Below are 13,033 nucleotides of genomic sequence, written 5' to 3'. Positions count from 1 at the left end.
TTTTTCATAAATTAAAACTTGTTTTCGTTAATACATTTGCAATTTCTCTAAGCGGTTCACTTGATTTTTTCGTCAAACAAAGCATAATTCCGCCCTCTATGGAAGCTGTCATTGTAAGAGCAATCGAATTCGCTGTTTCCAGCGAAAGGCCATCTTCTACTAATTTATCGCAATAGATTTTTTGTATGTTTGTATATAGTAGTGAACAAGCATTTCGGACTGATTCACTAAGAGAACCCATCTCACTAACAATACTGGTAAATGTATAACTAGTTATCGTACCTTCTGTTTCAAAATGAATAATTAACTGGTTAACCATGGCTTTTATAGCTTCTTCAGTTGTTGGATGCTTTTTAAATATTTGCTTCATATCCATCGTAATTTTCTCAGTTAATGTGTGAAGGCAGGCAATTAATAACTCTTCTTTCCCATTTGGAAAATGGTGATAAAGCGAGCCTTTTGAGATATTACACTCCTTTAATATTTCGTTTAATCCAACTCCCATATATCCTTTCTCCTGGAAGATCTTTGTTGCGACTTCTATAATGAGCGATTTTGTATCCATACCGTTAGTAACCTCCTCCATACCAACCGGTCTGTTTATTAATATATCAAATAGATTTTTAAAAAAACAAGCATTTTTTTTGTGAAATTCTCGTGAAGACAATCGTACGGTAAAACTTAAAATCAAGTTTAATTATTGCAAACGTTGTATTTCGATGAAAAAGCGACCTTTTAGGATTTTAATTAATTGTCTATTTATTTAGACTCTTAATTCACAGTATAGTTTTTATTTTATTTCTTTTTGACATTGGTTCTCGAACACCCCTACCAAACTTTCCTAACTCTTTATAGCTAGAATCATTATGCTTCTTTCACCTATCTATTCTTAACAATCGGAGAATGAATATAAGAATAAATAAAAATAGCTCATAGCTCACTGGGCATACATATTTTTCTCTGCAAAGAACAAAATAGTTTTGATTACGAAATGAGGAGGATATTCTTTTGCAAAATCAAAATATGAATGTGAACCAATTAGGAAATCAAATGCAGCCTAATCAAGCAATTTCTACTAATCGTGGGGGGCATGAATTAATTGATACACATGAAGTGCTGTCATGCATGATTAATATGCTTGAACAATACCAATTGTATGATCAGCACATTCAAGATCCAGAGTTAAAATCAATTGTCCAAAGACAATCCGCTTTCGCCACGCAGTTGTACAATACGATTGTGGAATCCTTCCAGACAGGGCAAAAGCCAACTGTTTCTACACAGGTGTATAATATGACACAGAACCATCAGTTTGAATATGGTATGAAACCGGGGCAGCCGAAAAAGCCAAAATCATCCGTAAGTGAACTAACTGACGAATGCTTTTCTTCTTTTATGTTAGAACATACAAAGTCTCTTTCTCCTTTATTAGCAACGACTGCTTTGGAAATGACAAACCCTGTTCTTCGTCGTGTGCTTGCCGATAGTGTTCCAAACTTCATTGAAATGAGCTATGAAATTTCTTTATATCAAAATAAACATGGTTATTATCAGGTTCCACAATTAATGGAGCAGGACGAACAGCTTTTATTAAATAGCTATACAAAAGCACCACAGCAAGGAATGACACACTAACAACTATATTAATGAGTACTCTCGTTTTCTTATACTAGGTACGGTAAGGATTTTCATTTGTTCCTATACACGTGAAAAAAAAGCATTAGGCAAGTTCCTAATGCTTTTTTTAGTTGCTTTTATTATTCAATTTGGGGAGGTCTAGGTTTTTGCATTAACTTGTTACTCGTTTTAAAAGATAAGACTAATCAAAAATCCAATTACTACAATGGCTCCTATGATCATTAATATAGTACGAAGCATATTATTTCCACCTTTCAAGTTAGGTTATTGCTTTAATAGCTTATTACCCATTTCTAGCCCTATATTAAACCTATCTATTGGAGTTACAACGGGATGGTTTATATTAATCCATTTTTGGGAATTGGTACATAAGCAAACAGACTAATCCTAACTGGGAAGGATGTTGAAACAGTGAGGGACAGAGATGAAAATGTTGAAATAGAACATCGAGAAAAGAAAACAGACTCCAGCAAAGTAGCGTCTACTTTTATAAAATATGCAGCATATGTAGTTATTCTACTAATTGTATTATGGTTCCTAGCCAATTATATCCTACCGATGTTTTAAGATTAATTTACTCAGCCCATTCACTTACTAAGAAAGCCCCTTCAATTAGAAGGGGCTTTCTTATGATTTACTTGATAAAGAAAGAATCTACACGAGATTGCACTGATTGCGGCAACAGCTGGTATACTAATCCCTTGAATTTGATATCTAACAATCCAGCGATAAAAAGAGTGATAAAAAGGAATGGCAGCAATGGATTAATTCTTTTAATTAGATTCATTTCTATGACCTCCAACTCCATCATAATAGCCCTATTATAGCATTTTATAGTATAGCAAACTTAACTTTAATCGTTGTCCATGGCAATATTACCTCAGGCAGGGTAGTAATAGCACCAACCCCTAGTTAATATCGAATACTTTCTGCTCACACTGCTTGTCCATTATAGGCAAGGATTCTCATTTCACTACAGTGCTTACATACATCTGTTTTAATCAAAGTGTTAAAGGGTAAAGAACTATAGACTTATTTGGTAAAAGAGGAGGAGAATCATGAGCAAAAAAGAAAATCAGAACAAAAAGAACGAACAACTGGACCAATTTAGAGTACAGGACGAAGGCAAGGCACTAACAACTAATCAAGGCCTGAAAATGGCAGAAGATGAGTTTTCATTAAAGGCTGATGAACGGGGACCTACCCTTTTAGAAGATTTTCATATGCGTGAGAAAATCACTCACTTTGACCATGAACGGATTCCGGAGCGAGTGGTTCATGCTAGAGGGTTCGCTGCACACGGGGATTTTGAACTATATGAATCACTCGCTCCTTATACAAAAGCGAAATTTTTAAATGATACTAGTAAGAAAACGCCTGTTTTTGTTCGGTTTTCTACCGTAGCAGGATCTCGCGGATCGATGGAATTAGCTAGGGATGTGAGAGGATTCGCAACGAAATTTTATACCGAAGAGGGTAATTATGATTTAGTCGGAAATAATATCCCGGTGTTTTTCATCCAAGATGGAATTAAATTTCCAGACCTCATTCATGCTGTGAAACCCGAACCACATAACGAAATCCCTCAGGCTCAGTCGGCACATGATACATTTTGGGACTTTGTTGCCAACAATCAGGAAACCGCTCATATGATCATGTGGCACATGTCAGACCGCGCCATTCCACGAAGCTTCCGAATGATGGAAGGATTCGGAGTGAATACGTTTCGATTCGTCAATGATAAGGGAGAAGCTTTTTTTGTGAAATTCCATTGGAAGCCAGTGCTTGGTGTACATTCAACGATTTGGGATGAAGCCGTGAAGATAAATGGAGCAGATCCTGACTTTCATCGTCGAGATCTATATGAAGCTATTGAGAATGGGCAATATCCAGAATTTGAGTTAGGTCTTCAAATCATCAAGGAAGAAGATGAATTTAACTTTGATTTTGACATCTTGGATGCAACAAAAATCTGGCCTGAAGAAGACGTACCAGTGAAAATCGTTGGGAAGATGACACTAAACCGCAACGTGGATAATTACTTTGCGGAAACGGAGCAGGTTGCTTTTCACCCAGGGCACGTGGTACCAGGCATCGACTTTACCAACGATCCCCTTCTCCAAGGGCGATTATTCTCATACACGGATACACAGCTCATTCGCCTAGGTGGCCCTAACTTCCATGAGTTACCGATTAACCGCCCCCTTTGTCCATTCCACAATAATCAGCGTGATGGTTATGGACGACAAACAATTAATTCCAGCAAGGTCGCCTATCACAAGAACTCCCTTGCCAAAAATACACCAGAACCAGTCAGCGAGGCTGAAGGCGGATACAGCCATTACCAGGAAAAAGTGGAAGGGCGAAAAGTTAGAGCTCGCAGCGAAAGCTTTAAGGATCATTTTTCTCAAGCTATTCTATTTTGGAACAGCATGAGCGAAGTAGAGAAAGAACATATTATCAATGCATTCAGCTTTGAACTTGGCAAATGTAAAGAAGTCTCTGTCCGTGAACAGGTACTAGAGATGTTTTCCAATGTCAGCCATGATCTTGTTTCCGCCATCGCAGGTAACCTTGGACTTCCTGTTCCTGATAAGAAAGAAATTAATTATACGAAGTCCTCTCCCGCTGTAAGCCAAGCCAATACAGTGAAAAGGCCAGCTACACGTAAGGTTGGGATTATCGCTGCAGATGGTTTTCCTGCTGAATTAAATAACGTGATTGCTGAATTGAAGGGAGCAAACATCGTTCCTGAGGTCATAAGCGATCATCAAGGTATGGTTAAGGGAGTGGACGGTACGGAAATTACTGCGGATCATACCTTTATGACTGCTGAGTCTGTGCTGTTTGATGCGATTCTGATTGTCAGTCAGGAAGGCAACACTTCACTATTCAGCAAGGAAGCCCCAGAGTTTGTAAAAGAAGCCTACACGCATTATAAACCAATTGGGGCATTAAAAGAAGGAGCATCTGTGCTTAAGGATCTTGATATTTCAGGACAAGATGGTGTTGTTGTAGATAACAGCGAGAAGTTCATTGAAGCAGTTGCAGAAGCAAGATTCTGGAATCGAGACGGTAAGTAAAAACAAAACCGTGCCTCTAGTCTTTCACTTAGGCTAGAGGCATTGGCATTTTTAACGGAGTTACTTGTGAGTATGTAAAGTACTATATAGAATGTAGATCTAAGATTTAATAATACCCTGAAAGAAAAAGGCGGAATAGCATTAAAAAATGGCAGTAGATTCTATTTCAGATATCACCGCCATTCTGTTGCACTCTAAACGCTTTATTATGTTTCTCTAAATTACCGATGAAACTAGACAATGTGAAGTGAAAAAAAAGCTCTCTGCCTCTTTAGTGCGGGGAGAGGGGGAGCTAGCTCTTATATTAATTTCTTACCCATTCAGCAGCTTCTGTTCTAATTTTTCTAATCGGTCTTTCAGCTCTTTATTTTCTTCCTTCAGTTGATTTTGCTCTTGTTCTGCGGCTTTTGAGTTGAGGTAAGGATCTGATTCCCACCAATCCATTCCGATTTCTTTTGCCTTATCCACCGATGCTACGATAAGCCTGATTTTAATGGAAAGCAATTCTACATCAGCGATTCCTACTCGTATATCGCCTGCAATGACAACACCTTTGTCTAAAACCGTCTCTAATACATCCACCAGATTGCTGGATTGCGTGGTTGTTTGCGGTGTATTTTGCATAGCTGTATATAACCTCCTTTATTTTAAAGTAAGTTTCCAAGTGGTCCAAGGTCGATATTTAAATCATCATCATTTAGGTTAAAAATCTCTTTTAACTCATCCATTTTTATATCGAGGTTCATGAGCGCAACTCCGAGCTTCTCAATCTCCTCCTCTGTTAAATTTCCACCTTCTACACGGCGAATAGCTTGCCGCTCCACAAGTTGTCTTAACAGTTCGATTACCGTCAGAACCAGTTGAGCAAGGCCTTCCTCCGCACCTTCAGGATCTAATTCAATTCTTCCGCTTTTTTCTGGACGATAATCAAGATTTGTCATTGATGTTGATTGGTTACTAAGATTGATGGATGACATTGTCAAGCTCCTCCTTCTCCCGATCAAATTGTTTAGATGATAGCTGTGCGGCCGTTTCCTTATTGGATTCGATTAACGTTTCTACCGATGCAATCAGGACGCGCAAATCCAGATACACCAGGTCAATGCCAGCAATAGAGAGGATTAAATCCCCTTTTATGGCCACCCCTTTATCGAGTACAACGTCCAGTACATCGATAAGACCTACTTCTTTGTTTGCATATTCGTTACGTTCAGACATGTGCAGCCTCCAATCTAGCTAATTGCCGAAAAGTGGTACGACGGCCATGGCCCAGTAACTTCTAATTTCCAGCCATCGTCACCATGCTCGTTCTGTATTGCTTTGACTCTTTTTAAGAAATCATCTACCTTGGGCTTTTCCAGCATATATACACTGTTCCAGCACATTTCTTCTTTTCTCCCTGTAACATCCTTATTCCAATTTCGTTTCACTTCTGTGTTGGCACTCATATCGGCTAATTCCTGATGAATAGTTTCTCCAAATGCCTGTTTTTGCTTATGTGCTTCCTGCTCAATAAGTTGACCAAGCTTTTTCTTCTCTAAGTATTGTCGTCCGGGTGACATAGCGGCAATTTCTTCTTTTCTTAATTCAATGACATCACTATAGCTAGCGACACTTTCCTTTACTTTATCCTCGTCACAGTATATTTTCAGGATCCATTCCTCTTTGCCTTTAATGCTTTCCAATACCTCTATCATGCGCTGTTTGTGTGTTTCCAAAGTTGTCAGCAGATTATCCATACTGGCATAAATGGTACAGAACTTCATCGGAATAATTGGATATTTAGCATATAGGGACATGAGGACTTCATGATGGTGAAAAGCCTTCTCATGAAGCCACGTTGGATTATTCGTCTTCTTCTCCAGCTGCTCTTGCCCATACTCCCGCTCATCCAGATTGCAAACTACCGCTGTAATTTCACCAAAGGAGACGGTATATACTTCGTGCTCCTCATCTATTCCCTTAAATGCAGGGATATCCTGCTTTTCTTTTTCGGCAGTAGGAATGACACCATATAAATAAATCAGACTATCCATGTTTTTTCCTCACTTTTCCTCTTTTTCTCTAGTCAGCTCTTGAACTTGCTCCATTTCCCGCCTTTTAGCTATTTCATAACGGCTAAGTAGTTCTATTTCTGATGCCTTATACGTATCCTCATCTATTTCCTCTAGCTCATACATCATCTGTAAGTGGATAAGCTTCCTTTGAATATGCTCCAGATCATAGAATTCTTTATCCACCTCTTCCTTCACCTTCTTTCCGATATTAACGACAATATCGATTGGAAAGGTGAAAAGCTTATGAATCATGAAGATTCTTTCTCTTCCACTTTCAATTTAATATTAATAAAGTTATAGGCAGGCCAAGGACCTGTATATTTAAAATCCACTCTGTCCTTCCACTGGTCGTGAAGTTGATTCACCTTTTCATCAAATGCCGCTTCCTGACCTTTATCTATCAAATAGGCTGCATTCAACAGCATTTTCTCGCCTATCGGATCATTTAGATGCCATGCTTCTGTAAGGGGGATTAATTCTTCATGAATTTCCGATCTAATCTTATTTTGGATAGATTGAAAGAAATCCTTTGCCATTTCTCCAAGCTGAATACGGTCAAAGTAACCTGCTGCCTCTGATTTAGATTGCACGACTTGCTTTTTATTTCTGACTGCTTCGTTCTGATTAATGTTCTCGGAAAGCCATTCTTTGCGTCCAATGACTTTTAAACCAACTTCAATCTTTCCTTCTATTTGTGGGAAGAGCTTCTCCAACTGTGGGTATAAGCTTTTTGTTAAAGCAATCAAATCCTCTTCACTGTTAAATACATTGCCAAAACTAACAGGGACAACAGCTTCCTCCTGTTCCATCACTCTAGAAATCACGTCTTGATGCATCATTAAGTTTTCTTTTACAGGATGATAGATTTTCATTGGAACATTGGCCGCAACCATTGCTGCGTCTTTATAATGAATTGTATAGACTTCCCTTTCCTCTCCCTCAAATGGAATGGAACCAAATGATTTCGAACCAGTTGCCTTAATACAGCAAAAAACATAAATTCCTTGCTCTTTACTCATTTTACTCACCTCTCAGTAATACTTTTACATTCTCTTTCCAGTTGCCTTTTCACTCTCTGTTGCTCCTTCTCCCCTATAGATTCTTTTAACGGGAACCAAGTTATGTCCATACAAAGCTGGAAAAATTCATCATTATTCCCGTCGACTGGGAGTTGATAGCGATGAACCATATCGGCAATCATAATTGAGGCGCGAAGGCTTGGTATACCGGAATCCTGTTTATTGGAAGCTAATTTGCGAACTTTCTCTATAAAGTCAACAATCACTTCCGCCTTATTTCTTTCGATTGATGTTTTGTTTACGACCGCAGAAATCTCAACCTCTTTATCCATAGCCTCCATTGTCATCGTAATCATTCGATCTAATAGAGCATCTTGGGATTGGTAGACACCTGCATATTCCTTTGGATTACTTGTAAAAATAACGGAAAAATCCGGATGTACCTTTATAAAAGATTTCTTTTGCTTCGCACCATATAACGGCAAGATTCTTTCCTCCAAAACCGGAAGAAAGATGTTGTTAGTTTCCGGCCTTGATCGTGTAAATTCATCGTATACAAGTGTATAGCCTTTCCTTACTGCTTCTAGAAGCCTTCCTTCTCTCCAGGATTCACTCACTTTTTCCTCTATTTTTTGAACAGATCGAACATAATTATCCTTCAGCTTGTGTCTTTGATAACCGGAGAATGATCCAATCAGGTCTTTAATGGTGAGATCTTTGTTTCCTTGAATGAACATCATTGGTTTCTTTCGTGCTTTGGCGATATACATCGCAAGACTCGTTTTTCCTATTCCTGATGGCCCAGTGAAATGGACAGGATATCCTGTTTCCAGGTATCGCAAGGAGCGCTTTGTCAAATCCTGAAAGTTTGGAGCTGCTTCAAATACATCTGCTTCCTGTTCCTTTATTTCTGTCTCCTCCATGTTGAGTCCCCCTTCACGCCTGTTCTTCCAGATCACTGCGAAAACGTAAGCTTATCCGGGAAAACCCTGTCACTTCATTTTCTTTATCAAGAAATACCTCATATAGCCCGATCATTTGGTCATGCCCATATCTCTTCATGTATTCTTTTTCTTCTATAATTTCTACTAGCGCTCTCCAGCCTTCTTCTTCGCCATCTTTTTGTTTTTGAACGGAAATAATTTTGTGTGGGGGAGCAATATGTTCTCTAAAAAAGTCATTTACAGCCTTCATTACCTTCATTTCTCCACTTCCTCTGAGACAAAGATTCTGTCATTATAAAGGAGCCAGAGCCATGAGACTCTGACTTACCTTTTTAATTGTTCTGTTCTTCTATTTCCACATTGTCCGATCGTGCGGATAATCTGTCCGATAAGCCATCATCCTCGAAGTCATCCTGCAGTAAGCCAACCGCTTCTGCATATCTCAGCCATGTGTCTACACTGGCAACAACTACCCTTGCTTCAATTGTAATTAATTCAATCCCCACTACAGAGACACGGGCAAATGCGTCAATCACGATACCCTTATCAAGAATTCGGTCAATTACTTCTGCCAAGCCAGAACTGTCCGTTGATTTTTGAATAGCCATGTTTTATTCTCCTCTCCTATTTATTCATCATTGTCAGTTTGATGTTTAATATTGTTGTGGCCTTTTATATTGGCCACGCTCTTAACGGTTGCCGAGCTCTTAATTCGACTTGCGCCCTTTATTTGGTCTGCACCCTTTAATTTTCGATTCTGGGCAGTTCTATCCTTTACTTGTTTTTGAAATGATTCACCGGCTTCTTTGGCACCAGCTACGTTATCTTTTACCTTAAGCAAAGTATCTTGCATAATTCCCTCAGCCTTTTTAGCATTGTTATGAACTTTTTCGGCATTTTCCTTCTTTTTCTTACGAAGTTTACGCTGCACGTTTTTCAGTTCTGACTGAATGCTTTCTACAAACTGTTCTCGAAACTGCTCTGCCATCTCCTTCTTTAGCTCGCTTTTTGCTTCCTCCTCAAATTCAACTGGCCCATCCGCTCGCTTCAGAGCATCTTTCACTTTTGGAGCTATTTTCTTCGCCCCATGTCGCACTTTTGGAACCAGTAGAGGTGCAGAGATCACAAAAAACAAGGTAGCCCCAGCAGTCAGTGCAGCCGTTCTGGTGTGGTTTGTTTTCCTTTCTTGAGGTGTTTTCATTTAAAACCTCCCAATCTCGGATGATTTGACCACCCTTGTGAATCGATACCCTATAAATTCCTTTAGGAAACTAGAAAAATTATCCTATTTTACAATGCAATTCTTTATTCAATAAGAAGGAATTTAGGTCTAAAGTTGTTTACGTTAAATGAATTTCGTTTACTGGTTTGATGGCGGGGTTTCTTGCAGATTATTTAAGTCCATCCTAGTTAAAATAAGGGGATAAAATGTTCATTGAACAAATCATTACATTGTTACTAATTAGCTATATATTTACACGATGGATAGAAAACAAGTAAGGATTTCCTCCATGCGGACTGCGAGATTATTCGCTCCAATAGAATGTACTAGGAGAGGTAGCTGTTTTAGGTGGGATTCAATCTTCATTATTAAAGGGTGATTCGGATTAAAAAAAAGTTATTCAGTGGGCGATAGCCCACTAAATGAAGCTATCAAGTCAATCTTTTACGTGTAGTATCGCGGGATAAAATTAAAAGATATAGAAATATAAACAAAACAGAACTGTCCCTTAGAATCGATCTAACAGACAGTTCTGTTTTCTTTATTTAAAGAATGCATTAAACTTCTTTAAAATCTGGCATTATCTCCTAATGATCGTTGATTCATCTGATTTTTTTCAATTTCTCTCAGTGATGCTCTAGTTCCAAAAGGAATTGCTTCCTTCACTTCATCTCTGTTATATTCCGTAAAATTTTGTCTCCCCATTGTCTTATATCTTATTTCAAATTCTTCTTGGTACTCAGGCTGCTTTGTTTCTGAAGGTGACTGTTTCATGCCAGAAATCCATGTTTCAAAATCATTCATTCCTCTATCAATGATACCGCATAGTTCTTCCAATGATTGAGTCAGCTCCATCAAGCAATCAAGTCCATTGCGTAGAATAATTCCCTTTCTCTTAGCTTTTTGAACAGAGTGTTCAAGTCTGTAAAAATTTTCTTTATAATGAAATTCAACAAAACAGCCGGTACGATCCCAATTGAACTTGTAATTTTCAACTTTTAAACGTTTCATAACTTCAGTAAGTTTTTTTTCATGCACGCTCTGCTCACTATTTGGCATCATATTTAGTAAATTTCTCGCAAAATAATTTTTTTTAAACATTTCATTCACCTTCCTTGTAGAAATGATTTTATATTAAATATTTCTACAAAGTAGACGAAATTCCTTTAATAATCGTTTTACATTTTTCGACGATATTTAAAAATAGGAGAATTTCTTCTATGAAATGCAGCCTGTGTCAAATCATCTTAAAAAAAACCATATCCAAACATGGACATGGTTTTCAATTCAAATTTAACGGAGAAATACCGCTCCGGAAATTTAGTTCATATTCGTCTTTTGATTCAAGCTGTTCAGTTTTGTCCCAGCCTCTTTCTATACCATTAGCTATATACTGGTAATTCTTCTCCTAGTCCCAGTGCTACGGTAGTAGACGCATGAATCTCTTGGAATAACTCTGGGTTTTCTACTAGTGAGATGCCATAAGATGGAACCATTTCTTTTATCTTTGGTTGCCAATCCTCGATATAATGCGGGAAGCACCTTTCAATTAAATCCAGCATTACATGGACCGCAGTAGAAGCTCCTGGAGAAGCACCTAACAATGCGGCAACGGAACCATCAGCTGCATTAATCAATTCTGTACCAAATTGCAATGTTCCTTTACCGCCAGCCTCCGTATCTTTAATTACTTGTACACGTTGGCCTGCAACAACAATATCCCAATCCTCATCTTTTGCTTCTGGGATAAACTCACGCAATTCTTCCATGCGTTTTTCATTAGAAAGCAACACTTGCTGAATTAAATATTTTGTTAATGGGAGCTCTTTCACTCCTGCTGCCAACATGGTAAAGGCATTATTAGGTTTCACAGAGGTTAACAGGTCAAGGTTGGAACCTGTTTTCAGGAACTTCGGTGAAAACCCAGCGAATGGACCAAATAATAACGATTTTTTATTATCGATATACCTTGTATCAAGATGTGGTACGGACATTGGTGGAGCACCCACTTTAGCTTTTCCGTATACCTTTGCATGATGCTTCGCTATTACCGCCGGATTGTTACAAACCATAAATAAACCACTTACTGGGAAACCACCAATATGCTTGGATTCTGGTATTCCTGTTTTTTGCAGCAATGGAAGACTTCCTCCCCCAGCTCCGATAAAGACAAATTTCGCTGTATGATATTCTATCTTTTCGTTCTCCAAATCTATTACCTTAACTTCCCATAAACCATCACTTGTGCGTTTCATATCCTCCACACTATGATTGTAGTTCATTTCAACGCCTTTACTTTCTAGATGATTAAACAAGATTCGTGTGAGGGCACCAAAGTTAACATCTGTTCCAGAGTCTATTTTTGTCGCAGCAATTGGTTCGTTTGATGAACGCCCTTCCATTATTAGTGGCATCCATTCCTTTAGCTTTTCAGTGTTATCCGAGTATTCCATTCCCTGGAACAATAGTTGATTAGACAGCAAGTCAAAACGCCTTTTTAAAAAGTCAACGTTCTTTTCCCCTATAACCATGCTCATATGTGGTAAAGGCCGAATGAAGTCCTGCGGTTGGCGAATCAAGTCTTTATTTATTAAATAAGACCAAAATTGTTTAGAAAGCTGAAATTGCTCATTTATTTTAAGTGCTTTGTTAATATCAATCGATCCGTCTGGCTTTTCAGATGTGTAGTTAAGCTCACAAAGTGCGGAATGCCCCGTTCCCGCATTGTTCCATTCATTAGAGCTCTCTTCACCTGCAGTACTCAATTTCTCAAATACTTTAATCTCCCATTCTGGTGCTAACTCTTGTAAAAGCGCTCCCAAAGTTGCGCTCATAACTCCGGCACCAATTAAAATCACGTCTGTTTTTCCTGGTCTGTTACTCATAGTCTCCCATCCTTATTCCCTAAATTTACATAAAAAGGCAGGCGCTGGCTGCACTTTTCAAAATGCAAAGAGCGACCTAAGAAAGTAACTTTTCACCTTCTTTAATAATCATAACATAAATTATAATAATTATTTATAGAATATGTACTATAATCAGAATAATTATGGAGTAAAATCAGTTATTT

The 13,033-nt window shown here is 38.3% G+C and carries 17 protein-coding genes; 3 read left to right on the top strand and 14 right to left on the bottom strand.

The features are described from left to right. Positions 1 to 4: 4 nt before the first annotated feature. Positions 5 to 565: a TetR/AcrR family transcriptional regulator gene (locus D8M04_RS14130; RefSeq protein ID WP_121524059.1), complete on the bottom strand. Its 561-nt coding sequence runs from the start codon at positions 563 to 565 to the stop codon at positions 5 to 7. 443 nt (positions 566 to 1,008) lie between these two features. On the opposite strand from D8M04_RS14130, the gene D8M04_RS14125 reads away from it, so the two are divergent. Beyond that, on the top strand, positions 1,009 to 1,635 hold the full coding sequence (locus D8M04_RS14125) for a spore coat protein (protein WP_425464024.1): 627 nt from the start codon (positions 1,009 to 1,011) through the stop codon (positions 1,633 to 1,635). A 414-nt stretch (positions 1,636 to 2,049) separates the two neighbouring features. Continuing rightward, the gene (locus D8M04_RS20220) at positions 2,050 to 2,205 is read left to right on the top strand and encodes a hypothetical protein (RefSeq protein ID WP_187695455.1); all 156 of its coding nucleotides are present in this window, start codon (positions 2,050 to 2,052) and stop codon (positions 2,203 to 2,205) included. 67 nt (positions 2,206 to 2,272) lie between these two features. Here D8M04_RS20220 and D8M04_RS20215 read toward each other — a convergent pair whose 3' ends face one another. Further along, a complete protein-coding gene (locus D8M04_RS20215; protein ID WP_187695454.1) occupies positions 2,273 to 2,425 on the bottom strand; it encodes a hypothetical protein in 153 nt (50 codons plus the stop codon). A 271-nt stretch (positions 2,426 to 2,696) separates the two neighbouring features. On the opposite strand from D8M04_RS20215, the gene D8M04_RS14120 reads away from it, so the two are divergent. Then, positions 2,697 to 4,721: a catalase gene (locus D8M04_RS14120; protein ID WP_121524058.1), complete on the top strand. Its 2,025-nt coding sequence runs from the start codon at positions 2,697 to 2,699 to the stop codon at positions 4,719 to 4,721. Between the two features lie 312 nt (positions 4,722 to 5,033). On the opposite strand, the gene D8M04_RS14115 is transcribed toward D8M04_RS14120, so the two are convergent. The 12 genes from D8M04_RS14115 to mqo form a co-directional block, all read right to left on the bottom strand. After that, complete coding sequence (locus tag D8M04_RS14115) at positions 5,034 to 5,345, bottom strand: gas vesicle protein (RefSeq protein ID WP_121524057.1); 312 nt, start codon at positions 5,343 to 5,345, stop codon at positions 5,034 to 5,036. Positions 5,346 to 5,368: 23 nt separating this feature from the next. Beyond that, positions 5,369 to 5,662, bottom strand: coding sequence for a gas vesicle protein K (locus tag D8M04_RS14110; protein ID WP_121524307.1), 294 nt, complete (start codon positions 5,660 to 5,662; stop codon positions 5,369 to 5,371). 16 nt (positions 5,663 to 5,678) lie between these two features. Beyond that, positions 5,679 to 5,939, bottom strand: coding sequence for a gas vesicle protein (locus tag D8M04_RS14105; protein ID WP_121524056.1), 261 nt, complete (start codon positions 5,937 to 5,939; stop codon positions 5,679 to 5,681). A gap of 14 nt (positions 5,940 to 5,953) precedes the next feature. Then, the gene (locus D8M04_RS14100) at positions 5,954 to 6,757 is read right to left on the bottom strand and encodes a GvpL/GvpF family gas vesicle protein (protein WP_121524055.1); all 804 of its coding nucleotides are present in this window, start codon (positions 6,755 to 6,757) and stop codon (positions 5,954 to 5,956) included. Positions 6,758 to 6,766: 9 nt separating this feature from the next. Beyond that, entirely contained in the window at positions 6,767 to 7,030 is a 264-nt protein-coding gene (locus D8M04_RS14095) for a gas vesicle protein GvpG (protein WP_121524054.1), read from the bottom strand. Further along, positions 7,027 to 7,797, bottom strand: coding sequence for a GvpL/GvpF family gas vesicle protein (locus tag D8M04_RS14090; protein ID WP_121524053.1), 771 nt, complete (start codon positions 7,795 to 7,797; stop codon positions 7,027 to 7,029). Before D8M04_RS14090 ends, D8M04_RS14095 begins: the two co-directional genes overlap by 4 nt. A gap of 5 nt (positions 7,798 to 7,802) precedes the next feature. After that, positions 7,803 to 8,720 (bottom strand): gas vesicle protein GvpN, encoded by a 918-nt coding sequence (gene gvpN / locus D8M04_RS14085; RefSeq protein ID WP_121524052.1) that lies wholly within the window; start codon positions 8,718 to 8,720, stop codon positions 7,803 to 7,805. Positions 8,721 to 8,733: 13 nt separating this feature from the next. Further along, the gene (gvpO, locus tag D8M04_RS14080) at positions 8,734 to 9,000 is read right to left on the bottom strand and encodes a gas vesicle protein GvpO (protein ID WP_121524051.1); all 267 of its coding nucleotides are present in this window, start codon (positions 8,998 to 9,000) and stop codon (positions 8,734 to 8,736) included. Positions 9,001 to 9,073: 73 nt separating this feature from the next. Next, positions 9,074 to 9,349 (bottom strand): gas vesicle structural protein GvpA, encoded by a 276-nt coding sequence (gene gvpA / locus D8M04_RS14075; protein WP_121524050.1) that lies wholly within the window; start codon positions 9,347 to 9,349, stop codon positions 9,074 to 9,076. A gap of 20 nt (positions 9,350 to 9,369) precedes the next feature. Then, complete coding sequence (gene gvpQ, locus D8M04_RS14070; RefSeq protein ID WP_121524049.1) at positions 9,370 to 9,942, bottom strand: gas vesicle protein GvpQ; 573 nt, start codon at positions 9,940 to 9,942, stop codon at positions 9,370 to 9,372. Positions 9,943 to 10,530: 588 nt separating this feature from the next. Then, positions 10,531 to 11,064 carry a hypothetical protein gene (locus tag D8M04_RS14065; RefSeq protein WP_121524048.1) on the bottom strand — a complete coding sequence of 178 codons (534 nt, stop codon included), beginning with the start codon at positions 11,062 to 11,064 and terminating at the stop codon, positions 10,531 to 10,533. A 281-nt stretch (positions 11,065 to 11,345) separates the two neighbouring features. Beyond that, the gene (mqo, locus tag D8M04_RS14060; RefSeq protein WP_121524047.1) at positions 11,346 to 12,848 is read right to left on the bottom strand and encodes a malate dehydrogenase (quinone); all 1,503 of its coding nucleotides are present in this window, start codon (positions 12,846 to 12,848) and stop codon (positions 11,346 to 11,348) included. Between the last annotated feature and the right edge of the window lie 185 nt (positions 12,849 to 13,033).

Origin of the sequence: Oceanobacillus piezotolerans, from assembly GCF_003665065.1 — a bacterium.
In the GTDB taxonomy this organism is placed as follows: domain Bacteria; phylum Bacillota; class Bacilli; order Bacillales; family Amphibacillaceae; genus Oceanobacillus; species Oceanobacillus piezotolerans.
This window is presented reverse-complemented; position numbering and strand designations above follow the sequence as displayed.